Raw genomic sequence first — 22,980 nt, 5'->3', positions numbered from 1 at the left:
ATCCCCTAGGGTATTGGAGGTGTCCGCCCATCGCCAGTGTGGGCATAATTCGCTGGTGCAAAATTCCATAAGCCCTTAAATAGCCGCGCCGGCTCGGCGGGACGGTGCGCCTTCAGGCGTGCCTCGTCGACAGCGGCAACAACAAGGGCATTCACAGAAGCACGCCGCCAAGGCGTCATGCAGCAACTGCCGCGGACCTGCAGGCCACGGCAGACCGGACCGGAGGCCGGGGAGATGGAGCAGCAACAGGAGGCGCGGCGCGAGGCCGCGCCACAGCACGCGGTCGATTCGGCCCTGATCACCGAACCCGTGGACCAGGCAGCGGATGCCGAATTCCGCATCAGCCCCCGCATCGAAGACTGGATCGGCATCGTCGTGATGATGCTGCTGGTGGTCATCACCTTTGCCAATGTCGTGGTGCGCTATCTGACCGACGAATCGTTCGCCTGGACGGAGGAGTTCTCGGTCTTTCTGATGATCGTGCTGGCGCTGGTCGGCGGCAGCGCGGCGGTCGCGCGGGACCGGCATATCCGCATCGAATTCTTTTTCGAGCGCGGCAGCGCGGCACGCCAGCGTCGGCTGGCGGTGGTGTCGGCGCTGGCGGTGGCAATCATGTTTATCGCGCTGGCGGTGCTCGGCGCGCGTATCACCTGGGACGAATACACCTACGGCGAGACCTCGCCGGGCATCGGCGTGCCCAGCTGGTGGTACTCGGTCTGGCTGCCGCTGCTGTCGGCCTGCATCGCGCTGCGTGCGCTGGCACTGGCCGGCCGCAATCTGCGCGCGCTGAAGGCGCTGCACGCGCACCGCGTGCCGGACGGCGAGGAGCGCCGGCCATGACGCTGATCGCCATCGTGCTGTTTGCCGTCTTCATCGTGCTGATGCTGCTCGGCGTGCCGATCGGCGTCGCGCTGGGCCTGGGCGGCCTGGTGGCGATCGGGCTGTCCAATCTCGATACACAGATGTTCGGCCTGCTGGCCGTGCCGCAGAACTTCTACGCGGGGCTGGCCAAGTACCCGCTGTTGGCGATTCCGATGTTCGTGCTGGTCGGCTCGATCTTCGACCGCTCCGGCGTCGCGCAGCGGCTGGTCACGCTGGCGATCGCAGTGGTCGGGCGCGGCCCGGGCATGCTGCCGCTGGTGGCGATCCTGGTGGCGATGTTCCTGGGCGGGATTTCCGGCTCGGGGCCCGCCACCGCGGCCGCCGTCGGCGGCGTGATGATCGCCGCGATGACCCGTGCGGGCTATCCGGGTTCGTTCAGCGCGGCCGTGGTCGGCGCCGCGGCTGCGACCGACATCCTGATCCCGCCTTCGATCGCCTTCATCGTCTACAGCGTGCTGGTTCCCGGTGCGTCCGTGCCCGCGCTGTTTGCGGCCGGCATGGTTCCCGGCGTGCTGGCGGGCCTCGCGCTGATCGTGCCGGCGGTGTGGCTGGCGCGCCGGCATCGCATGGGTGCGGCCGAGGCCGCGGTGCCGCGGCCGCCGTTCTGGCGCAGCCTGCGCGAGGCTGCCTGGGGCCTGTTCGCGCCGGTGCTGATCCTGGGCGGCATGCGGGCGGGCTGGTTCACCCCCACCGAGGCCGCGGTGGTGGCGGTGGTCTACGGTCTCTTCGTCGGCATGGTCGTCTATCGGACCATCGGCGTGCGCGACCTGTACCTGATCTTCCGCGAGGCAGCCGAGACCTCGTCGGTGATCCTGCTGGTGGTGGCGTTGGCCGGCATCTTCGCCTATGCGCTGTCGACGCTCGGCGTGACCGATCCCGTCGCCAACGCCATCGCCAATTCGGGGCTCGGCGAATACGGCGTACTGGCGCTGATCGTGCTGCTGCTGGTCACTGTCGGCATGTTCCTCGACGGCATCTCGATCTTCCTGATTTTCGTGCCGCTGCTGTTGCCGATTGCCAATGCATTCCAATGGGACCCGGTGTGGTTCGGCGTGGTGCTGACGCTGATGGTCGCGCTGGGCCAGTTCACCCCGCCGCTCGCGGTGAACCTGATGGTATCGTGCCGGATCGCCCGCGTACGGATGGAGCAGACCGTGCCCTGGGTGATGTGGATGCTGCTGGCGATGTTCGTCGCGATACTGCTGGTGCTGGCGTTTCCGCCTCTGGCCACGTGGCTGCCGACGCGGCTCGGCTATTGAGACGCTGTGCCGGCCTGGATTCACGCTTGCCCTTTCCGCTTGTCATTCAGTCCAAATAACGATTCCCGAGAGGAGAACTGACTCATGAAACGCCGTGTCCTGATGCTGTCGATGGCCGCCACCATCGCTGCCGCCGCCCTTGCCCCTGCCGGTGCGATGGCGCAGACCTACAAGTCCGAATACAAGATGTCGCTGGTGCTCGGCCCCGCTTTCCCGTGGGGCAAGGGCGGCGAGATCTGGGCCGACCTGGTCCGCCAGCGCACCAACGGCCGCATCAATATCAAGCTCTATCCGGGCACCTCGCTGGTGGCCGGCGATCAGACCCGCGAATTCTCGGCGATCCGCCAGGGCGTGATCGACATGGCGATCGGCTCGACCATCAACTGGTCGCCGCAGGTGCGCGAACTGAACCTGTTCTCGCTGCCGTTCCTGATGCCCGACTACAAGGCGCTCGACGCGCTGACGCAGGGCGAGGTGGGCAAGCATCTGTTCGCCACGCTGGAGAAGGCCGGCGTGGTGCCGCTGGCCTGGGGCGAGAACGGCTTCCGCGAGGTGTCGAACTCCAAGCGCGAGATCCGCAAGCCCGAGGACCTGAAGGGGCTGAAGCTGCGGGTGGTCGGCTCGCCGCTGTATATCGACACGTTCAACGCGCTGGGCGCCAACCCGACGCAGATGAGCTGGGCCGATGCGCAGCCGGCGATGGCCTCGGGCGCGGTCGACGGCCAGGAGAACCCGCAATCGGTGTTCGCCGCCGCCAAGCTGTACACGGTCGGCCAGAAGTTCGTGACCACCTGGGGCTATGTTGCCGATCCGCTGATCTTCGTGGTCAACAAGCAGATCTGGGAAAGCTGGACGCCGGCCGACCGCGAGATCGTGCGGCAGGCCGCGATCGATGCCGGCAAGCAGGAAGTCGCGCTGGCCCGCAAGGGCCTGGCCGAGCCCGGCGCGCCGGCCTGGAAGGAAATGGAGGCACACGGCGTCAAGGTCACGCACCTGAGCCCGGCCGAGCATGACGCCTTCCGCAAGGCGACCGCCAAGGTCTACGACAAGTGGAAGAAGCAGATCGGCGCGGACCTGGTGGGCAAGGCCGAGGCGGCCATCGCCAAGCGCTGATTTTGTGCGAGAACCGGGCGTGAACCGTTCCCGCGCCTGCCGGCGCGGGAACGTCCGTCCGGCCGGGTCCCGAACCACACGACAACCCAGAACCACACGCGATGAAACACGTCTTCACGCTGCGCATGCCGATCCGCTGGGGCGACATGGACGCGATGGGCCACGTCAATAACACCGTCTATTTCCGCTACCTGGAGCAGGCGCGCATCTCGTGGTTCGAATCGCTGGGCTGCAACGGCCGCGACGAGAACGGCCAGGGCCCGGTGATCGTCAACGCCCATATGAATTTCCGGCGCCAGCTGCGCTATCCGGGCGACATCGAATGCCGCCTCTACGCCGGCGAACTGGGCCGCAGCAGCTTCGAAACGCGGGCGGAAATCCGCCGCTGCGACGACGCGGAGACCGTGTTCGCCGATGGCGGCGCCAAGGTGGTCTGGTGCGACTACGAGGCGGAGAAATCGGTGCCGCTGCCGGCGGCGATCCGGGAATTGCTGGAAGGCTGAGGCTGGGGCTGACTGAGGCTGAGGGTTTTCTCCCCTCTCCCACAGGCGGGAGAGGGGAGCAAACAAGCGGTACGAAACGCCTCGTCCGGTCAATGATTGACCAGCCGCTGCACCAGGTCCACCGCGGTATGTGCCCCGTATTTCTTCATCAGCCGCGCCCGGTAGATATCGACGGTGCGCGGGCTGATCGATAGCGACTTGCCGATCTGCTTGCTGGTCTTGCCCTCGACCAGCTGGGCCGCGATATCGCGCTCGCGCGCGGTCAGCTGCGCGGTCACCGGGCGCTTCTGCGACAGGTCCTCGAAGCTCCAGATGCCGGCCCCCAGCGGCTGCTGCCGGTCCAGCGCGCGGCCGGTGACGTGGCACCAGAACAATTCCCCGTTGGCCCGCTTCATGATCCGTTCGTCGGAATAGAGCCCGCGCGCGTTCATGATCGGCACGATGCGCGCCCCGGTACGCTCGAACTCGTCGGCGGTCGGATACAGTACCTGGAACGACTGGCCGATCAGCGCCTCCCGCGTCGTGCCGAAGATGCGGCAGACCTCGTCGTTGCAGTCCTCGATCCTGCGTTCGCGCGAGAGCACGAGGCCGACCGGCGCCAGCTGGAAGGCGGTCTGGTAGTCGATGGCAGGCATTGTCCTTATGTATTTCTACGTACTGGCGTCCGCTGCGGGCCTTGCGTATCCTTTGGAGCGCTGTCGACGGCCGGCGCGCGGGTCCCGCGCCCGGCGCGGGCCGTAGCGATTGTAACGTTACCCGCGAGCGGCGTCGCCGCCTCGTCCGGGAACATCATCGAGGAAGGAGAGACGATATGAACAAGGTCTACGCCAGCGCCGCCGAGGCGCTTGCCGGCGTGGTCCGCGATGGACAGACCATCGCGGTCGGCGGCTTCGGCCTGTGCGGCATCCCGGAAGCCCTGATCGCGGCGTTGCGCGACAGCGGCGCCAAAGGGCTGACCTGCATCTCGAACAATGCCGGCGTCGACGGCTTCGGCCTGGGCCTGCTGCTGGCCACGCGGCAGATCCGCAAGATGATCTCGTCCTATGTCGGCGAGAACAAGGAGTTCGAACGCCAGTACCTGGCCGGCGAACTCGAGCTCGAATTCACGCCGCAGGGCACGCTGGCCGAAAAGCTGCGCGCCGGCGGCGCCGGCATCCCGGCCTTCTTCACCAAGACCGGCGTCGGCACCATCGTGGCCGAAGGCAAGGAAATCCGCGAATTCGACGGCGAGCAATACGTGATGGAGCGCTCCCTGACCGCCGATGTCGCGCTGGTCAAGGCATACAAGGCCGACAAGGCCGGCAACCTGATCTATCGCCGCACCGCGCGCAACTTCAACCCGATGTGCGCGATGGCGGGCAAGGTCACCGTCGCCGAGGTCGAGCAGATCGTCGAGATCGGCGAGCTCGATCCGGATGAAGTCCACACGCCGGGCATTTTCGTGCAGCGCATCGTGCTGAACGCCCATCCCGAGAAACGCATCGAGCAGCGCACCGTGCGTGCCGCGGCCTGACGATCAAGGAGACAGATCATGGCATGGACACGTGATGAAATGGCGGCGCGCGCCGCGCGCGAGCTGCAGGACGGCTTCTATGTGAACCTCGGCATCGGCCTGCCGACGCTGGTGGCCAATCATGTGCCGCCGGGCGTCGAAGTCTGGCTGCAGTCCGAGAACGGACTGCTGGGCATCGGCCCGTTCCCGACCGAGGAAGAGGTCGACGCCGACATGATCAATGCCGGCAAGCAGACCGTGACCACGCTGCCGGGCTCGTCGATCTTCTCGTCGGCGGACTCGTTCGCGATGATCCGCGGCGGCCATATCAACCTGGCCATCCTCGGCGCGATGCAGGTCAGCCAGAAGGGCGACCTGGCCAACTGGATGATCCCGGGCAAGATGGTCAAGGGCATGGGCGGCGCGATGGACCTGGTGGCCGGCGTCGGCCGCGTGGTGGTGCTGATGGAACATACCGCCAAGAAGAAGGACGGCAGCGAGGACCTGAAGATCCTGGAGGCCTGCACGCTGCCGCTGACCGGCGTCGGCGTGGTCGACCAGATCATCACCGACCTGGGCGTGATGGATGTCACGCCGCAAGGGCTGAAGCTGGTCGAGACCGCACCGGGCGTCAGCCGCGAGGAAATCCAGAGCAAGACCGGCGTGCCGCTGCTGTAAGGGTTCGGTCGACGCGACCGGCGTCAGCCGGGCCGCAAGCCCCGCCTCGTATCGAGGCGGGGCTTTTTGCATCTGGGCTGCGGGTAAGCGCGTGCGAGCGCTGGGGAGAGCGGGGGGCGAGCTGGGGGACGAGCGGTACAGAGTCGCAGACGCGATCGCGCTGCCGTCGAAAGCGCAAGGATCGATCGGCAGCAAAAGCGTGGGGACGGGATCTCGGCCACATTGCGGCCGTGCCGCATGCCGGCACTTCCCATGACTCTCCACTGACCGCGATCATGCCCTTGCACCGTTCCTCCGCTATCCCTCCGACCGCGTCGGGATTGCCCGGCGCCGATACTCCACCTGCTGTTCCGCATGCCGATCCCTCCGTATCGGGAACGCTGCCGATCCCGGCCGCGCCCGCGTCCCATCCGCTCTCCGACGCCGCGCCCGATCGAACGGCATCCATCCGACTGTTGCCTGGCGATGTGCTGGCGCAGGTCGTGGCCCTGCTCGATGCGCCATCGCGCCGGGCGCTTGGCGGCGCGGACCGGCACGCGCGCAGCTTGCTGACGCCGCTGCGCCGGTTCGACCGGCTGCATGCACAAATCCGCTGGTCCGATTCGATTGCGCGGCTCGCCGAGCTGCTTGGCAGCGTGCCCGGCGAACCGGCGCCGCAACGCGGCACGCTGCTGTGCAGCGTCGTCGAACGGATTGTGCGCCTGGGCAGCGTGTCGCAGTCGCTGTCGGTCCGACTGATCGAAGAGATCGAGCGCTTGCCGGCCGCCGAGAAGGCCAGGCCGCTGGCCGCGCTGGCCGCGGTACTCGGTCGGCAACACCCCCGCGATCATGAGCTGGAGCGACGCATGCTGGTGCTTGCCGAGCCATTGCCGCCCGGCACGCGCGGCCAGATCATGGGGCAGTGTCTGATGTCGTTCTGCCCGGCAACGACGCAGGCAGGGCTGCAGCATTGGTTGGCGATGGCCGATGGCTTGCCGCCCGAAGGGGCGAGTCGCCTGTTGACGGCGATCGTCCATGTTGCCGCGCGGCGCGAGCAGCTGAGCGAGGCGCTGGTGGCGTCGGTGCTCGAGCGGGTCCGCGGGCTGCGCACGAGCGACGGAATGCCGGCACCTTGCCAGGCATCGGTACTGAAAAAACTGGTCGATGAACTGGATTCGGTGGTGGAGGCGAAGGGCGGGGTGGAGTCACGCCTGGCGGCTTGGGATGCGATCTTCGACACCGCTCGGGACGCGCTTCGATCGGGCCATTGGCCGCTGCTCGTGGCCCTTGCGCTGCACCGCTGGCTGGCTGGGTGGAACGTGCCGTCGAACGATCGGTCGCTGCGCACCGGCCAGTTGACCCAGCTGTATGCGGGCTCCAGGGCGGACGAGCTGCTGGAAGCGGCCGGTGGCGAGACCAGGACCATCATGCGAGTGATGTGGTCGGACGTGCAATTGATGGCAATCCGCCGTCGCTTCGACCAGGCCGCCGAACTGGACGCCCCCACCCAGGCGACCCTATATGCCGAGTACTCCCATCTGTTCGTCGCGATGCCTGGCGTCGAGCGCGATGATTACCTCGAGCAAGAGCTATTCCGCATGGGACTGCAGCGGATCGATACGTTGAATCCCGCGCCCTTGCGCGTCGAGCCGCTGATCAAATGGGGGGAGGCGCTGCAGGTTTCGGAGAGCGCCGCGCTATGGAGGGCATTCGCGAATGCGGTCAACGCGCTGCCCGTCGAGCACCGCGCGTCCGTTCTGATGCGAACGATCTCGTCATCGCACTCGCGATCCGGATTTTGGGTGCTGCTGAAGCAAACCGGGGAGCTGCCGGCCGCGCTCGGGGGGCCGCTGCTGGGCGCGCTTGCCTTTCAAGTGATGGGCCAACCCGCCGATCAGCAGGGCGGGCATGTGCAAGCGCTGCTCTCGCTCGCCTCGACATGGCCGCCCCTCGCGTGCACGGACTTCGTGGGATGGCCACCATCGGGTTGTTGAAAGAGGACGCCAGTCTTCCGTTGCAGCGGTTCGCGACGGACATCGTGGGACGTCTTCCGCTGGCCCGGCGCGCCGGGGTGCTGGTGGAGATCGCCGGGCACCGCGATCCCGTGGCGAAGGGCTGGGTCCTCGATCAGTTGTCCGCGCTGGCCGATGCGCAGCGCCGGCTTGCGGTGGCGGGCGAGCCGATGTTGCCCTATCGCGCCGAGATCGTGCGCAGGTTGATGGTAGCGCTGGGCGCCAGGGATGTACCGACGGCAATCCAGTTCGGCATGCTGTGGCCCGCATTGCGGGCGGCATTGGATGGGTTGGATGGACCGGATGGCGAGGCGCGCGGGTCCGCCGTTGCCGCATTGCGCGGGATCCTGACACGGCTGCCGCCAGCGCTGCGCGAGGACGTCGAGCAAGCGTTGGCGACGCGCTCGAGCGTGGACCGGCCGGCCCGGCCGCCGTTGCCCCCTGGCGCGCCAGGCAGCTGAGCCAGGCCCGGCCGCTGACCATCCGCGCCGGCTAGTGCGGCGCCGCCGGGCGCGTCGGGTAGCGCGCGAACACCGACGCGCCGCCGTCGGCGCGCACCAGCAATACCGAGTAGGGGTCGACCCGCGGTCCCTGCTCCATGCCGGGGGAGCCGATCGGCATGCCCGGCACCGCAAGCCCGACGGCCTTGGGTCTGCCCGCCAGCAGCTTGCGGATCTCCGCGGCGGGCACATGGCCCTCGATCGCATAGCCCGCGACCACGCCGGTGTGGCACGAGCCGAAACGCTCCGGCATGCCAAGGCGGGCGCGGTGCACCGCCGTGTCCTCGACGTCGTGCACCTTGACTTCGAAGCCGTGCTCGCGCAGGTGCGCGACCCAGCCGTCGCAGCAACCGCACAGCGGGCTCTTGTAGACCTCGATCGGGGTCTTGTCTGCGGCCGCCTTCGTCGTGGCCGCTTTCGCCGCGGGTGCGGCGGCCCGGGCCAGCGGCGTCAGGCCGGCCGACAGCGCGGCGCCGGCGAGCAGGCCTTTCAGAACGTCTCTTCGCTTCATCGTGTCCGTGGAGCGCGCCATCACTGCGCGACCCAGCCTCCATCCATGTTCCAGGCCACGCCACGAACCTGGCGCGCCGCATCGCTGGCGAGAAACACCGCGAGCGCACCCAGTTCCTCGGGCGTGACAAATTGTCCCGAGGGCTGCTTTTCCATCACCAGCTCGCGCTTGGCCTGCTCGACCGGAATGCCCTCGCGCTCGGCCCGCGCTTCGACCTGCTTCTGCACCAGCGGCGTCAGCACCCAGCCCGGGCAGATCGCATTGGCCGTGACGCCGGTCTGCGCGGTTTCCAGCGCGGTGACCTTGGTCAGGCCAACGATGCCGTGCTTGGCGGCGACGTAGGCCGACTTTTGCGCCGACGCGACCAGGCCGTGTGCCGAGGCGATATTGATGATGCGGCCCCAGTTTTTCTGCTTCATGCCGGGCAGCGCCAGCCGCGTGGTGTGGAAGGCCGAGGTCAGGTTGATGGCGATGATCGCGTCCCAGCGCTCGACCGGGAAGTCCTCGATATTGGCCACATGCTGGATGCCCGCGTTGTTGACGAGAATGTCGACGCCGCCGAACTCGCTGTCCGCGTAGCGCATCATGTCCTCGATGTCGGCCGCCTTGCTCATGTCGGCACCGTGGTAGCCGACGCGGATGCCGCTGCCGGCCTGCTCGATCTGGCGCTTGGCGCCGTCCGCATCGCCGAATCCGTTGACGATCAGATGCGCGCCTTGCGCGGCCAGCGCCTGGGCGATGCCCAGACCGATTCCGCTGGTCGAACCGGTCACCAGCGCCGTCTTGCCCTTCAGCATATGAGCCTCCGTGGGGAAATGGGGTGGCAACGGGCCATGCCGCGGCGGCACGGTCCTCGTTGCTGTCGCATTGTAGCGCTGGCGTACAATCGGGCTTTGCCCAGCCGGCGCCGCACCCGTGGCGCAATGCGCGACGCCCCGGTGTCGCTGTTTTCGTTGTGCGCCATTGGCGCGCCTTTTCGCGTTTCTCGCGCAGGGAGTCAAGATGTCAGCCAGTCCGCGCCTCGGCTTCGTGCAGTGCATCAGCCCCGCTGGCCTGCACCGCATGGCGTACCACGAGTGGGGCGACCCTTCCAATCCGCGCGTGTTGATCTGCGTGCACGGCCTGACCCGCACCGGCCGCGATTTCGACGAGATCGCGCGCGCGTTCAGCGGCGAATACCGCGTGGTCTGCCCCGATGTGGTTGGCCGGGGACGTTCCGACTGGCTTGCCGATCCGCGCCGCTACATCGTGCCGCAGTACGTCTCCGACATGGTGACGCTGATCGCGCGCCTGAACGTCGAGCAGGTGGACTGGTTCGGCACGTCGATGGGCGGGCTGATCGGCATGGGGCTGGCCGCATTGCCGAAGAGCCCGGTGCGCAAGCTGCTGCTCAACGATGTCGGCCCGCGCATCGCCGCCTCGGCGCTCGAGCGGATCGGCTCCTATCTGGGACTGCCGGTCCGCTTCAAGACCTTCGAGGAGGGCCTGGCGTATCTGCAGACCATCAGCGCTTCGTTTGGCCGCCATACGCCGGAGCAGTGGCGCGAATTGAATGGCGCGATCCTGAAGCCCGTCCAGGGCGCGGAAGGGCTCGAATGGGGCCTGCATTACGATCCGGCGATGGCGGTGCCGTTCCGCGAGACCACGCCGGAAATGGCCGCGGCCGGCGAGGCCACGATGTGGCGCATGTTCGAAGCGATTCCGGTGCCGGTGCTGGTGGTGCGCGGCGCGCAGTCCGACCTGCTGACGCGCGAGACCGTCGCCGAGATGGTCGCGCGCGGCAAGCAGGTGCGCTCGGTCGAGGTGCCGGACGTGGGCCATGCGCCGACCTTTGTCGATCCGGACCAGATCGCCATCGCACGCGAATTTTTTGTCGGCGCGGCCGGAGCCTGAGTCCGGCCCGCGCTCCGATGTCGTGGCAGGGCCGGCAACCTTGCCGGTCACGTCCAACAACCAACCGCAGCGCAGGCTGCATGTCATATCACGATGAGCACGACCGAATTGAAACGCGCCCATGTGGGCAAACGTCTTTCCGAATATGCCGTCTACAACGGCGTGGTCTATCTGGCGGGCCAGGTGCCCGAGGTCGATCCGGACGCCGATATCCGCGGGCAGACCCGCGAGGTGCTCGGCCATATCGACCGGCTGCTGGCCGAGGCCGGCAGCGACAAGACCCGCATCCTGTCGTGCCAGATTTTCCTGACCGATATCGCCGACATCGGCGCGATGAACGAGGTGTGGGACGAATGGGTGCCGCAGGGCAATACGCCGCCGCGCGCGACCGTTGAAGCGAAGCTGGCCAATCCGAAGTATCGGATCGAAGTGGTGGTCACCGCGGCGCTGCGTTGAGCGTTGAGCGTTGAGCGGCAACGTGTATTGATTTGAATTGGCGTGGCAGGTGCAGCAGGGGAAGTGGTGACATGGTGACGTCCACCGACGCGACCGGACAGATCGCCGGCACGCCGGACGCGGGCCTGGTCGAGCAGGCACTGGCGTATGCGCGCGAGCATGGCGAAGCGGTGGCGCTGCCCACCGGCGAAACCGTGCTGTCGCATGCCGAAGGGATGCTGCGCATCCTCGACGGCCTGCGCATCGACGACGCCGCCCGCGCCGCGGCCTGCCTGTTCCCGGTGGCGGCCTTCGTGCCGGAGACCGAGGCCGAGATCGCCGAGCGTTTCGGCGACGAGGTCGCGCGTCTGGTCAAGGACGTGCGCCAGCTGCTGCGCATCGGCGCCATTGCCGTCAATCGCGGCGACAGCGGCGAAGTGCCGCAGTCGCGCAACGAGGCGCAGGCGCGCCACGAACAGGTCGAAGCGCTGCGCAAGATGCTGCTCGCCTTCGCGCAGGACATCCGCGTGGTGCTGGTGCGCCTCGCTTCGCGGCTGCAGACGCTGCGCTGGCTGGCGCAGACCAAGAACGCGCCGCTGCCCGGCGTGGCGCGCGAAACGCTCGACATCTATGCACCGCTGGCCAACCGGCTCGGCATCTGGCAGATGAAGTGGGAGCTGGAGGACCTGGCCTTCCGCTTCGAGCAGCCCGACACCTACAAGCGCATCGCCCGCCTGCTCGACGAAAAACGCATCGAGCGCGAGGGCTATATTTCGCAGGCCATCGAACGGCTGCAGCGCGAGCTGGCGGCCGCCGGCATCCGCGCCGAGGTCAGCGGCCGGCCCAAGCACATCTACAGCATCTGGAAGAAGATGCGCGGCAAGGACCTGGACTTTGCCGATCTGTACGACGTACGCGCCTTCCGCGTGATCGTCGACGACATCAAGGACTGCTATGCGGTGCTCGGCATCGTGCACCACGTCTGGCAGCCGATTCCGCGCGAGTTCGACGACTACATCTCGCGTCCCAAGGCCAACGGCTACAAGTCGCTGCACACGGTGGTGATCGGCGACGACGGGCGCGCCTTCGAGGTGCAGATCCGCACCCACGAGATGCACCACTTTGCCGAGTACGGCGTGGCGGCGCACTGGCGCTACAAGGAGGCCGGCGGCAAGGGCTACAGCGGGCAGTTCGCCGCCAACGAGAGCTACGACGAGAAGATCGCCTGGCTGCGGCAGCTGCTGGCGTGGAAGGACGATGCCGACCACACCGTGGCGCACGACGAATCGCCGTGGGAGCAGCTCAAGCATGCGGCGATCGACGACCATATCTACGTGCTGACGCCGCAGGCGCGCGTGGTGGCGCTGCCGCAGGGCGCGACGCCGGTCGACTTCGCCTACTACCTGCATACCGACCTCGGCCATCGCTGCCGCGGCGCGCGCGTCGACGGCGCGATGGTGCCGCTGAACACGCCGCTGAAGAACGGCCAGACCGTCGAGATCGTCGCGGTCAAGCAGGGCGGGCCGTCGCGCGACTGGCTGAACGCGGACCTCGGCTATCTGGCCAGCTCGCGGGCGCGCGCCAAGGTGCGCGCCTGGTTCAACGCGCTCGATTCGCAGGAGACCATCGCGCAGGGCCGCGTGCTGATCGACAAGACGCTGCAGCGCGAGGGCAAGACCGCCGTCAATCTGGACGTGCTGGCGACGCGGCTGGGCTTCAAGACGCCGGACGAGCTGTACGCGGCGGTGGCCAAGGAAGAATTCAGCCTGCGCCATGTCGAGCAGGCGCTGCGCCATCCGGAGGGTGAGGCCGCGCCGCAGGTCAGCGAGGAAGAGGCGGTCACGAAGAAGAGCCGCGCCACCAGCGTCGCGCGCGGCGCCAAGAGTGGCGTGCTGGTGGTCGGCGTCGATTCGCTGATGACGCAGATGTCGCGCTGCTGCAAACCGGCGCCACCCGATGACATCGTCGGCTTCGTCACGCGCGGACGCGGCGTGTCGATCCACCGGCGCCAGTGCCATACCTTCCAGCAACTGGCGGCGCGCGCGCCTGAACGCATCATTCAGACCGAATGGGGCAAGAAGAGCGACGCGGTTTATCCCGTCGCGATCCACGTCGAGGCGATCGACCGCCAGGGGCTGCTGCGGGATATCTCCGAAGTGCTCTCGCGCGAGAAGATCAACGTCACCGGGGTCAAGACGCTGAGCAGCAAGGGCGTCGCGCGGATGCAGTTCACCGCCGAGGTGGCGGAGGCTACCCAGCTGCAGCGCGCGCTGGGCTTGATCGAGGAGGTGTCCGGGGTGTTGCAGGCTCAAAGAAAGTGATGCTATACTTGCGGCTTCGCTAGGCTCGTAGCTCAGCTGGTTAGAGCACCACCTTGACATGGTGGGGGTCGTTGGTTCGAGTCCAATCGAGCCTACCAACGAATTGCAGTACCGAAGACAGCAGTATCAAAGACATTTCACCGAAGGACATCCAGACGCCATGGTTATGACACCGCGAACTACTACCGCTGACAAGCGACAGTAGGTCGAGGTGCGTCTTCGTCCCAGGTTGCCCGGAACATCGGGTCGATCGATTGGGTGAAATTATGAAAAACGCGGCCTTGGCCGCGTTTTTTTTCGCCTGTCGCCTGCCAGCACCCTGATAAGCTGCCGGTCGCCCTGTCCCGTGCGGGGCGGCCAGTCGAGAACATTCATCCGCCCGGGGCAACGACCTTGCCGGCGGATTCCCTGTAAGAGGTCCCAAGATGATCGCAATCACGCTGCCGGATGGCTCCCGCCGCGAGTTCCCCGAACCCGTCACGGTTGCCCAGGTCGCGCAGAGCATCGGCGCCGGTCTGGCCAAGGCCGCGCTGGCTGGCAAGGTCGACGGCAATCTGGTCGACACCAGCTATCTGATCGATCGCGACGCCTCGCTGGCCATCGTCACGGACAAGGATCCGGAAGGCGTCGAAGTCATCCGCCACTCCACGGCCCACCTGCTGGCCTACGCGGTCAAGTCGCTCTATCCGGACGCGCAGGTCACGATCGGTCCGGTGATCGAGAACGGCTTCTACTACGACTTCGCCTACAAGCGCCCCTTCACGCCGGAAGACCTGGCCGCCATCGAGAAGAAGATGGCCGAGCTGGCGAAGAAGGACGAGAAGGTGACGCGCGAGGTCTGGAATCGCGACGAGGCGGTCAAGCTGTTCGAGTCGATGGGCGAAAAGTACAAGGCCGAGATCATCGCGTCGATTCCCGCCGGCGAGGAAATCGGCCTGTATCGCGAAGGCGACTTCGTCGACCTGTGCCGCGGCCCGCACGTGCCGTCGACGGGCAAGCTGAAGGTCTTCAAGCTGATGAAGGTGGCCGGCGCCTACTGGCGCGGCGATGCCAACAACGAGATGCTGCAGCGGATCTACGGCACGGCCTGGGCCCGCAAGGAAGACCAAGACGCCTACCTGCACATGCTGGAAGAGGCCGAGAAGCGCGACCACCGCAAGCTCGGCAAGCTGCTGGATCTGTTCCATCTGCAGGAAGAGGCGCCGGGCATGGTGTTCTGGCACCCGAAGGGCTGGCAGATCTGGCAGGCGGTCGAGCAATACATGCGCGGCCGGTTGACGGAGGCCGGCTACAGCGAGGTGCGCACGCCGCAGGTGATGGACCGTTCGCTGTGGGAGAAGTCCGGCCACTGGCAGAACTACAAGGAAAACATGTTCGTCACGGAGTCGGAAAAGCGCGACTACGCGATCAAGCCGATGAACTGCCCGGGCCATGTCCAGATCTTCAACCACGGCCTGCGCTCGTACCGCGACCTGCCGCTGCGGCTGGCGGAGTTCGGCTCCTGCCACCGCAACGAGCCCTCTGGCGCGCTGCACGGCCTGATGCGTGTGCGCGGCTTCGTGCAGGACGATGCCCATATTTTCTGCACGGAAGAGCAGATCGTGGCCGAGGCCAAGGCCTTCAACGATCTGGCGTTCTCGGTCTACGACGACTTCGGCTTCAAGGACGTGGCGGTCAAGCTGTCGCTGCGCCCGGAGCAGCGCGCCGGTTCCGATGCGGTCTGGGATCACGCCGAGGAAGGGCTGCGGATGGCGTTGCGCGCCTGCGGTGTGCAGTGGGAGGAACTGCCTGGCGAGGGCGCCTTCTACGGTCCGAAGGTCGAATACCACATCAAGGACGCGATCGGCCGTTCCTGGCAGTGCGGCACGCTGCAGCTCGATCTGGTGCTGCCGGAGCGCCTGGGTGCCGAATTCGTTTCCGAGGACAACTCCCGCAAGCGGCCGGTGATGCTGCATCGGGCGATTCTCGGCTCTTTCGAGCGCTTCCTCGGCATCCTGCTGGAAAACCACGCCGGCGCGCTGCCCGCCTGGCTGGCTCCGGAGCAGGTCGTCGTGATGAATATTGCAGATTCCCAGGCGGAATATGCGGAAAACGTCGTGCAATTGCTGCAAAAACAAGGGTTTAGGGCCAAGGCGGATTTGCGTAACGAGAAAATTACGTATAAAATCCGCGAGCACTCGCTGCAGAAGGTGCCGTACCTGATCGTGGTCGGCGACAAGGAGCGGGATGCCAATCAAGTGGCCGTGCGTGCCCGTGGCAACGTGGATCTGGGTGTGATGCCTGTCTCCGCGTTCGTGGAGCGTCTGAACAACGACGTCGCCACCAAAGCCTGATGGGAGCACGGCTTGTTTTTTTCTTCTTGAGGTAACGGAACATCGCTACGGACAAAGGTCATCGCATCAACCGCGAGATCAGCGCATCTGAAGTGCGGCTGGTAGGGGTTGATAACGAGCAGCTGGGCATCGTCAAATTCATGGACGCATTGCGCCTGGCCGAAGAGAAGGACTTGGATCTGGTGGAAATCGCGCCCAACGCGGTTCCTCCCGTGGTTCGCATCATGGACTACGGCAAGTTCAAGTACGAGGAAGCCAAGCGCGCCCACGAGGCCAAGCTGAAGCAGAAGATCATCCAGGTCAAGGAAGTCAAATTCCGCCCTGGCACGGATGATGGCGACTACAACGTCAAGCTGCGCAATCTGAAGCGATTCCTGGAAGAGGGCGACAAGACCAAGATCACGCTGCGTTTCCGTGGTCGCGAGATGGCCCACCAGGAGATCGGCGCGCGCATGCTCGAGCGGCTCAAGAGCGATCTGGAGGAGTTCGGCCAGGTCGAGCAGATGCCGAAGATGGAGGGCCGCCAGATGGTCATGGTGCTGGCGCCCAAGAAGAAAAAGTAAGCCTGGTTTTGCGTGGCGTGCGGGGCCCCGATGGGTGCCCGGACGACGCGCGAACACAGCGCGGGCCGCTCGCGGCGCCGTGCAAAACAAGTGGATGCGGGTCTTGCAAGCGTCGGCGTCAGCCGTCCACCTGCATGCATGTCATAGAGCTGGAGTTTTTCATGCCGAAGATGAAGACCAAGAAAAGCGCCTCCAAGCGCTTTACTGCGCGTCCGAACGGTTCGTTCAAGCGTGGCCAGGCCTTCAAGCGTCACATCCTGACGAAGAAGACCACCAAGAACAAGCGTCAACTGCGTGGCACTCAGGACGTCCATGAGACGAACCTGAAGTCCGTTCGCGCGATGATGCCCTACGCCTAACCCCTGACGAAAACGAAAGGAGAGTTTCATGCCTCGAGTCAAACGTGGGGTCACCGCACGGGCCCGCCACAAGAAAGTCATCGACGCTGCCAAGGGTTACCGCGGCCGTCGCAATAATGTCTATCGCATCGCCAAGCAGGCGGTCATGCGTGCTGGCCAGTACGCATACCGCGATCGTCGCAACAAGAAGCGCGTGTTCCGCGCCCTCTGGATTGCACGTATCAACGCGGCGACGCGTGAGCATGGCATGACCTACAGCGTGTTCATGAACGGTCTGAAGAAGGCCTCGATTGAGCTGGACCGCAAGGTGCTGTCGGACATGGCGATTCACGACAAGCCTGCCTTTGCCGCCATCGTCAACCAGGTGAAAGCCGCCGTTGCCTGATGCCGGTTCCGGTCGCGCAAGCGACCGGGCGCATGCACCGACCGCAAGGTCGAAAGCGGCCTCCGCCAAGGGGCCGCCGAAACGGGGCTCCGAATCGAGTCCCGTTTTTTTTTGCCGGTCCTGCCGCGTGCAGGGCCGGGAGCCATACACCACTCATCGCCGACCACCGCCATGTCACTGGATCCGGACCAAATCGTCGCCGACGCGCAGGCCGCCTTCGCCGCCGCCAACGACAACGCCACGCTGGAAAACGAGAAAGCACGCTTTCTCGGCAAGACCGGCGCGCTGACCGAGCTGCTCAAGGGCCTCGGCAAACTGGACCCGGAAGCCCGCAAGGAGCAGGGCGCCCGCATCAACCAGGCCAAGCAGCAGGTCGAGGCCGCGCTGCAGGCGCGCCGCCAGGCGCTGGCCGACGCGCTGATGAACGCCCGGCTGGCGGCCGAGGCGATCGATGTCACGCTGCCCGGACGCGCGGTCGCGCGCGGCAGCCTGCATCCGGTGATGCGCACCTGGGAGCGCGTCGAGCAGATCTTCGGCTCGATCGGCTTCGATGTCGCCGACGGTCCCGAGATCGAGACCGACTGGATGAATTTCACCGCGTTGAACAACCCGGACAACCACCCGGCGCGTTCGATGCAGGACACGTTCTACGTCGACGGCCGCGACAGCGACGGCAAGCTGCTGCTGTTGCGCACGCATACCAGCCCGATGCAGGTCCGCTATGCGCGCATGCACGTCGAGAAGTACCGCGGCAAGGCGATGCCGCCGATCAAGGTGATCTGCCCCGGCCGTACCTATCGCGTCGACAGCGACGCGACCCATTCGCCGATGTTCAACCAGGTCGAGGGCCTGTGGATCGGCGAGAACGTCAGCTTTGCTGACCTGAAGGGCGTCTATACCGATTTCCTGCGCAAGTTCTTCGAGCGCGACGATATCCAGGTGCGCTTCCGTCCGTCGTACTTCCCCTTCACCGAGCCGTCGGCCGAGATCGACATGGCTTTCGAGGAAGGCAAGAATGCGGGCCGCTGGCTGGAAATCTCCGGTTCGGGCCAGGTGCACCCGAACGTGCTGCGCAACATGGGGCTGGACCCCGAGCGCTATATCGGCTTCGCGTTCGGCTCCGGGCTGGAACGGCTGACGATGCTGCGCTATGGCATCAATGACCTGCGCCTGTTCTTCGAAGGCGACGTGCGTTTCCTGCGCCAGTTTGCGTGAGGACGGCAGGCGCGTGTGTTTGCCGCGCCTTGCCCGCATCCCCGAACGGCCGTAGCGTCATCGTCGAACCCTGGCGGCGCCATGCCGCCGCCCACAGCATACCCACCGGATCAGTAGCGCCATGCAATTCTCGGAATCCTGGCTTCGTACCTTCGTCAATCCCGACAATCTGACCACCGATGCGCTTTCGCACCGCCTGACCATGGCCGGGCTGGAAGTCGAGGAGGTCGGGCCGGTCGCGCCGCCGTTCGACAAGATCGTGGTCGCGCGCGTGCTGGCCACCGAGCGCCATCCGAACGCCGATCGCCTCAACGTCTGCCAGGTCGATGCCGGCACCGGCGAGACGCTGCAGATCGTCTGCGGCGCGCCCAACGTCAAGCCCGGCATCCTGGTGCCGTGCGCGCTGGTGGGTGCGGTGCTGCCGCCGACCGAAGCCGGCGGCAAGCCGTTCGAGATCAAGGTCGGCAAGCTGCGCGGCGTCGACAGCTACGGCATGCTGTGCTCGGCGCGCGAACTGAAGCTGTCCGAAGACCATGAAGGGCTGATGATCCTGCCCGACGATGCGCCGGTCGGCGAGAACATCCGCCGCTACCTGGACCTGGACGATCAGGTCTTCGTCATCAAGCTCACGCCGAACAAGGCCGATTGCCTGTCGATCCACGGTGTCGCGCGCGAAGTCGCCGCGCTGACCGGGGCTCCGCTGACGCTGCCCGCGATGGAGCCCGTGGCGGTCACGATCGACGACCGCCTGCCGGTGAAGATTTCCGCGCCCGATCTGTGCGGCCGCTTCAGCGGCCGCGTGATCCGCGGTGTCAATGCCCGCGCCGCGACGCCGGCGTGGATGGTGCAGCGGCTCGAGCGCGCCGGCCAGCGCAGCATCTCGGCGCTGGTCGACATCTCCAACTACGTGATGCTCGAACTGGGCCGTCCTTCGCATGTGTTCGATCTCGACAAGATCCACGGCGGGCTCGATGTGCGTTGGGGCCGCAAGGGCGAACAGATCAAGCTGCTGAACGGCAATACCGTCGAGGTCGACGAGACCGTCGGCGTGATCGCAGACGACAAGGAAATCGAGAGCCTGGCCGGCATCATGGGCGGCGACAGCACCGCCGTGACGCTGGACACGACCAATATCTACCTGGAGGCCGCGTTCTGGTGGCCGCAGGCGATCCAGGGCCGCGCGCGCCGCTACAACTTCTCGACCGATGCCGCGCATCGCTTCGAGCGCGGCGTCGACTATGCGACGACCGTCGAGCATATCGAGCGCATCACCGCGCTGATCCTGCAGATCTGCGGCGGCCAGGCCGGTCCGGTCGACGACCAGATCGTCAACCTGCCGCAGCGGCCGCCCGTGCGGCTGCGCGTCGCACGCGCGGAGCGTGTGCTGGGCATCGCGCTGAACACGGCCGAGATCGCCGATGTGTTCCGGCGGCTGGGCCTGCCGTTCTCGCAGAGCGAGGGCGCCGATGGCACGGTGTTCGAGGTCACGCCGCCGAGCTATCGCTTCGACCTGGAAATCGAAGAAGACCTGATCGAGGAAGTCGCGCGTATCTACGGCTTCGAGCGTATTCCGGCCCGGCCGCCGGTCGCCGAGAGCGAGATGCGCCCGACCGGCGAGGCACGTCGTTCCACGCATGCGGTGCGTCACGCCGTCGCCGCCCGCGACTATCAGGAGGTGATCAACTTCGCCTTCGTCGAGGAGAAGTGGGAGCGCGATTTCGCCGCCAACGACAACCCGATCCGCCTGCTGAACCCGATCGCCAGCCAGCTGGCCGTGATGCGCTCGACGCTGATTGGCGGGCTGCTCGACAAGGTGCGCTACAACCTGAACCGCAAGGCCGCGCGCGTGCGCCTGTTCGAGGTCGGCCGCGTGTTCCTGCGCAATGCCGAGACCGCCGACGGCGGCCTGACGGTGGCAGGTTACGATCAGCCGATGCGCGTGGCCGGCATCGCCTACGGCCCGGCCTTCGAAGAGCAATGGGGCGTGCCGACGCGGCCGGTCGACTTCTTCGACATCAAGGGCGATGTCGAGGCACTGCTGCAGCCGCGTCAGGCGCGCTTCGAACCGGTCTCGCATCCCGCGCTGCATCCGGGCCGTGCCGCCACTGTGCTGCTGGAAGGCAAGCCGATCGGCGTCATCGGCGAATTGCATCCGCAGTGGCTGCAGGCGTATGAGCTGAGCCATGCGCCGGTGCTGTTCGAACTGGACCTGGACGCCGTGCGCGATATCGGTCTGCCGAGCTATGCGGAGATTTCGAAATTCCCGGCAGCGATGCGCGACCTCGCGCTGGTGGTCAAGCAGACCGTGCGCGTGCAGGACATGATCGACGCCATGCGCGCGGCGCTCGACAAGCAGGGCTTCGGCCGCTATTTGCAGAGCCTGGTGCTGTTCGACGAATTCCGCCCGAAAGCCGCTTCGGCGGCCATCGGCGCGGACGAGAAAAGCCTTGCCTTCCGCTTGACCTTGCAAGATACTGGGGCGACCCTCCAGGACGAGACCGTCGACAGCGCCGTGCGCTGCATGGTCGAAGCCGCCACCGCCGCCTTCGGCGCCCGGCTGCGCGGCTAGCCACAGCCCGAACCCTGAATGGGCCGCCCGGGCACCCGCATCCGGGCGGCAGACTGACGAGATGAACGACCAACACGCGACTCTGATGACCGCAGCAGCATTGGGCGAAGCTGACGACCGGCACGCGGCTACGCAGGCGGACGAAACGCCCGAACCGCGCGTCGCCGAGGTGCCCACCCTGACCAAGGCCGAACTTGCCGAGATGCTGTTCGACCAGGTCGGTCTCAACAAGCGTGAATCGAAGGACATGGTCGAAGCCTTCTTCGACGTGATCCGCGAAGCGTTGGAGCAGGGCGACAGCGTCAAGCTGTCCGGCTTCGGCAACTTCCAGTTGCGCGACAAGCCGCAACGCCCGGGCCGCAATCCCAAGACCGGCGAAATCATTCCGATCACCGCCCGCCGCGTGGTGACCTTCCACGCCAGCCAGAAGCTCAAGAGCCTGGTGGAGGAACGCGCCGGACTGGCGTCCAGCGACTGACTCTCACTGACAGCCCACAGCCGCACGGTCCATTGCCGCTCCCGCGGTCAATCTGTATGCTGCTGCTGCGCGCCAGGTCGGCGCGCCATCCCATTCCAACCACCGCCGGCGCGGCCTGAAACCCGTCCGTCCATTGCATGTCGGATAAATCGAGCGAGCGCATCACGTTGCCGCCCATTCCCGCCAAGCGCTATTTCACCATCGGTGAAGTGAGCGAACTGTGCGCCGTCAAGCCGCACGTGCTGCGCTATTGGGAGCAGGAGTTCACGCAACTCAAGCCCGTCAAGCGGCGCGGCAACCGGCGCTACTACCAGCACCACGAAGTGCTGCTGATCCGCCGCATCCGCGAACTGCTGTACGAGCAGGGCTTCACCATCAACGGCGCACGCAACCGGCTCGACGAAGGGCGGCATCACGCCGAACCGCCCATGCCCGAAGAAGCCGCACCGGTGCCGGCTGTGAGCGCCGGCACATCGCCTTCCGCATCCGTGCTGACCGTCGACGTTCGGGCCTTGCGCGCGGAACTGATCCAGGTACAGCACGTGCTCGCGCAACTCAAGCAGATCGCCGCCAAGGACTAAAAAATGCGCTCCACCGCCTATTCATTTCGGTGGGGCTTCTGATATACTCTTGTGCTTTCGGGGCGTAGCGCAGCCTGGTAGCGTACCTGCATGGGGTGCAGGTGGTCGGAGGTTCAAATCCTCTCGCCCCGACCAAATTGAAGCCCGCGTAATCGGAAGATTACGCGGGCTTTTGCTTTATCTACAGTGGGGCGCTAAAGGCAGTTTCTTGTATGGCATCCGATATCAAGCGGCCGGCCACTGCAGTCGGACAGTTGTAACGTTGCGCGCCCATTGGCGCGCTTTTGCACGACGAATGGCATTCCACTGGTACGCCGACGCCGGCCTGCTTAACACTCTCCGGCGCGCCAACCAGACCTACGGTTGGTCGCTTGAGGGCGAGTGTTGCGCCTGCGGTTGTGTGGGCTGTGGCACCTGCGGTTGGGGGGTACCTAGGCCAACCGCCTGAATTGGGAGTCCCGCTCTGCCTAGCACACTGGCGACGCCCTTCCGGATCATGGCCTGCTCGGTCAGCAGATCGCCATGCGCGACCGGAAAGTAGACCTGCGTTTCAATATCCAGGTCTGGGAAGCTGTATCCCAAGTAGTCGCCCATGCGCTTTAGCAGCGCAGGCGCCAACTTTCGACGCTCCTTTTTCCATGCCCTGTGTTCGGCATCGGTGTAGTTGCTGGCGTCGACGTTGAAGTCGTGCAACAGCTTGCGCCACTCGTCGTTGATGAGATTAAAGGCGGAGGCCGAGACCGATTTTGAGTCTTGCCCTCATAGAAGACGATAGGGATCGCATTCAACGCCTCGACATGTGCGGAGGCCATGGACATAGCGCGGGGCACCATCAATTTCCCCTGGGCGCTTAATCAACCGCTTGGCCCACCGTGCACCCCGTATAATGCGCCAAGAAAGTCACCAATAACTGCGTCAC

The 22,980-nt window shown here is 66.0% G+C and carries 23 protein-coding genes, 2 tRNA genes and 1 pseudogene; 21 read left to right on the top strand and 5 right to left on the bottom strand.

Annotation, left to right across the window (positions count from 1 at the left end):
• The first annotated feature begins 234 nt into the window (after positions 1 to 234).
• The 4 genes from HTY53_RS06930 to HTY53_RS06915 all read left to right on the top strand — a co-directional run bounded on the left by HTY53_RS06930 (position 235) and on the right by HTY53_RS06915 (position 3,757).
• A complete protein-coding gene (locus HTY53_RS06930; protein WP_174105765.1) occupies positions 235 to 840 on the top strand; it encodes a TRAP transporter small permease in 606 nt (201 codons plus the stop codon).
• Positions 837 to 2,141 (top strand): TRAP transporter large permease, encoded by a 1,305-nt coding sequence (locus HTY53_RS06925; RefSeq protein WP_174105764.1) that lies wholly within the window; start codon positions 837 to 839, stop codon positions 2,139 to 2,141. The genes HTY53_RS06930 and HTY53_RS06925 overlap by 4 nt, the downstream gene beginning before the upstream one ends.
• Positions 2,142 to 2,225: 84 nt before the next feature.
• Positions 2,226 to 3,254: a DctP family TRAP transporter solute-binding subunit gene (locus tag HTY53_RS06920; RefSeq protein WP_151023300.1), complete on the top strand. Its 1,029-nt coding sequence runs from the start codon at positions 2,226 to 2,228 to the stop codon at positions 3,252 to 3,254.
• A 101-nt stretch (positions 3,255 to 3,355) separates the two neighbouring features.
• A complete protein-coding gene (locus HTY53_RS06915; RefSeq protein WP_174105763.1) occupies positions 3,356 to 3,757 on the top strand; it encodes an acyl-CoA thioesterase in 402 nt (133 codons plus the stop codon).
• A gap of 89 nt (positions 3,758 to 3,846) precedes the next feature.
• On the opposite strand, the gene HTY53_RS06910 is transcribed toward HTY53_RS06915, so the two are convergent.
• Positions 3,847 to 4,392: a PAS and helix-turn-helix domain-containing protein gene (locus HTY53_RS06910; protein ID WP_006575476.1), complete on the bottom strand. Its 546-nt coding sequence runs from the start codon at positions 4,390 to 4,392 to the stop codon at positions 3,847 to 3,849.
• Between the two features lie 176 nt (positions 4,393 to 4,568).
• On the opposite strand from HTY53_RS06910, the gene HTY53_RS06905 reads away from it, so the two are divergent.
• The 4 genes from HTY53_RS06905 (at position 4,569) to HTY53_RS06890 (ending at position 8,379) form a co-directional block, all read left to right on the top strand.
• On the top strand, positions 4,569 to 5,270 hold the full coding sequence (locus tag HTY53_RS06905; protein WP_023265007.1) for a CoA transferase subunit A: 702 nt from the start codon (positions 4,569 to 4,571) through the stop codon (positions 5,268 to 5,270).
• A gap of 18 nt (positions 5,271 to 5,288) precedes the next feature.
• On the top strand, positions 5,289 to 5,927 hold the full coding sequence (locus HTY53_RS06900; RefSeq protein WP_006575475.1) for a CoA transferase subunit B: 639 nt from the start codon (positions 5,289 to 5,291) through the stop codon (positions 5,925 to 5,927).
• Between the two features lie 275 nt (positions 5,928 to 6,202).
• Positions 6,203 to 7,900 (top strand): hypothetical protein, encoded by a 1,698-nt coding sequence (locus HTY53_RS06895; protein WP_174105762.1) that lies wholly within the window; start codon positions 6,203 to 6,205, stop codon positions 7,898 to 7,900.
• Complete coding sequence (locus HTY53_RS06890) at positions 7,879 to 8,379, top strand: hypothetical protein (protein ID WP_174105761.1); 501 nt, start codon at positions 7,879 to 7,881, stop codon at positions 8,377 to 8,379. The genes HTY53_RS06895 and HTY53_RS06890 overlap by 22 nt, the downstream gene beginning before the upstream one ends.
• A 31-nt stretch (positions 8,380 to 8,410) precedes the next feature.
• Here the strand turns inward: HTY53_RS06890 and HTY53_RS06885 are convergent, their stop codons facing one another.
• The gene (locus HTY53_RS06885) at positions 8,411 to 8,929 is read right to left on the bottom strand and encodes a DUF411 domain-containing protein (protein ID WP_174105760.1); all 519 of its coding nucleotides are present in this window, start codon (positions 8,927 to 8,929) and stop codon (positions 8,411 to 8,413) included.
• A 20-nt stretch (positions 8,930 to 8,949) separates the two neighbouring features.
• Complete coding sequence (locus HTY53_RS06880) at positions 8,950 to 9,726, bottom strand: 3-hydroxybutyrate dehydrogenase (protein ID WP_174105759.1); 777 nt, start codon at positions 9,724 to 9,726, stop codon at positions 8,950 to 8,952.
• Positions 9,727 to 9,931: 205 nt separating this feature from the next.
• Here HTY53_RS06880 and HTY53_RS06875 point away from each other — a divergent pair, with 205 nt between their 5' ends.
• The 13 genes from HTY53_RS06875 to HTY53_RS06815 all read left to right on the top strand — a co-directional run bounded on the left by HTY53_RS06875 (position 9,932) and on the right by HTY53_RS06815 (position 22,196).
• Complete coding sequence (locus HTY53_RS06875; protein ID WP_174105758.1) at positions 9,932 to 10,822, top strand: alpha/beta fold hydrolase; 891 nt, start codon at positions 9,932 to 9,934, stop codon at positions 10,820 to 10,822.
• A gap of 93 nt (positions 10,823 to 10,915) precedes the next feature.
• A complete protein-coding gene (locus HTY53_RS06870) occupies positions 10,916 to 11,278 on the top strand; it encodes a RidA family protein (protein ID WP_174105757.1) in 363 nt (120 codons plus the stop codon).
• A gap of 71 nt (positions 11,279 to 11,349) precedes the next feature.
• Complete coding sequence (locus HTY53_RS06865) at positions 11,350 to 13,578, top strand: RelA/SpoT family protein (RefSeq protein ID WP_174105756.1); 2,229 nt, start codon at positions 11,350 to 11,352, stop codon at positions 13,576 to 13,578.
• A 21-nt stretch (positions 13,579 to 13,599) separates the two neighbouring features.
• Positions 13,600 to 13,676, top strand: a tRNA-Val gene (locus tag HTY53_RS06860).
• Between the two features lie 327 nt (positions 13,677 to 14,003).
• On the top strand, positions 14,004 to 15,911 hold the full coding sequence (thrS, locus tag HTY53_RS06855; RefSeq protein WP_174105755.1) for a threonine--tRNA ligase: 1,908 nt from the start codon (positions 14,004 to 14,006) through the stop codon (positions 15,909 to 15,911).
• A 41-nt stretch (positions 15,912 to 15,952) separates the two neighbouring features.
• Positions 15,953 to 16,474 carry a translation initiation factor IF-3 gene (infC, locus tag HTY53_RS06850; RefSeq protein ID WP_174105883.1) on the top strand — a complete coding sequence of 174 codons (522 nt, stop codon included), beginning with the start codon at positions 15,953 to 15,955 and terminating at the stop codon, positions 16,472 to 16,474.
• Between the two features lie 161 nt (positions 16,475 to 16,635).
• Entirely contained in the window at positions 16,636 to 16,833 is a 198-nt protein-coding gene (gene rpmI, locus HTY53_RS06845) for a 50S ribosomal protein L35 (RefSeq protein WP_006575466.1), read from the top strand.
• A 28-nt stretch (positions 16,834 to 16,861) separates the two neighbouring features.
• Positions 16,862 to 17,218 carry a 50S ribosomal protein L20 gene (gene rplT, locus HTY53_RS06840; protein WP_006575465.1) on the top strand — a complete coding sequence of 119 codons (357 nt, stop codon included), beginning with the start codon at positions 16,862 to 16,864 and terminating at the stop codon, positions 17,216 to 17,218.
• A gap of 177 nt (positions 17,219 to 17,395) precedes the next feature.
• On the top strand, positions 17,396 to 18,433 hold the full coding sequence (pheS, locus tag HTY53_RS06835) for a phenylalanine--tRNA ligase subunit alpha (RefSeq protein WP_174105882.1): 1,038 nt from the start codon (positions 17,396 to 17,398) through the stop codon (positions 18,431 to 18,433).
• A gap of 121 nt (positions 18,434 to 18,554) precedes the next feature.
• On the top strand, positions 18,555 to 21,002 hold the full coding sequence (pheT, locus tag HTY53_RS06830; protein ID WP_174105754.1) for a phenylalanine--tRNA ligase subunit beta: 2,448 nt from the start codon (positions 18,555 to 18,557) through the stop codon (positions 21,000 to 21,002).
• A 61-nt stretch (positions 21,003 to 21,063) separates the two neighbouring features.
• Positions 21,064 to 21,480 carry an integration host factor subunit alpha gene (locus tag HTY53_RS06825; protein WP_174105753.1) on the top strand — a complete coding sequence of 139 codons (417 nt, stop codon included), beginning with the start codon at positions 21,064 to 21,066 and terminating at the stop codon, positions 21,478 to 21,480.
• A 137-nt stretch (positions 21,481 to 21,617) separates the two neighbouring features.
• Complete coding sequence (locus HTY53_RS06820) at positions 21,618 to 22,061, top strand: MerR family transcriptional regulator (RefSeq protein WP_174105751.1); 444 nt, start codon at positions 21,618 to 21,620, stop codon at positions 22,059 to 22,061.
• A gap of 58 nt (positions 22,062 to 22,119) precedes the next feature.
• Positions 22,120 to 22,196, top strand: a tRNA-Pro gene (locus tag HTY53_RS06815).
• A gap of 222 nt (positions 22,197 to 22,418) precedes the next feature.
• Here the strand turns inward: HTY53_RS06815 and HTY53_RS06810 are convergent.
• Positions 22,419 to 22,778: a DUF6680 family protein gene (locus HTY53_RS06810; protein ID WP_368040940.1), complete on the bottom strand. Its 360-nt coding sequence runs from the start codon at positions 22,776 to 22,778 to the stop codon at positions 22,419 to 22,421.
• A 44-nt stretch (positions 22,779 to 22,822) separates the two neighbouring features.
• Positions 22,823 to 22,894, bottom strand: a pseudogene (locus HTY53_RS25020) (hypothetical protein); the annotation flags it as partial.
• Between the last annotated feature and the right edge of the window lie 86 nt (positions 22,895 to 22,980).

Origin of the sequence: Cupriavidus gilardii (assembly GCF_013314895.1) — a bacterium.
Classification (GTDB): domain Bacteria; phylum Pseudomonadota; class Gammaproteobacteria; order Burkholderiales; family Burkholderiaceae; genus Cupriavidus; species Cupriavidus gilardii_C.
Note: the sequence above shows the minus strand (reverse complement) of the source record. Positions and strands in the feature narration are given on the sequence as shown.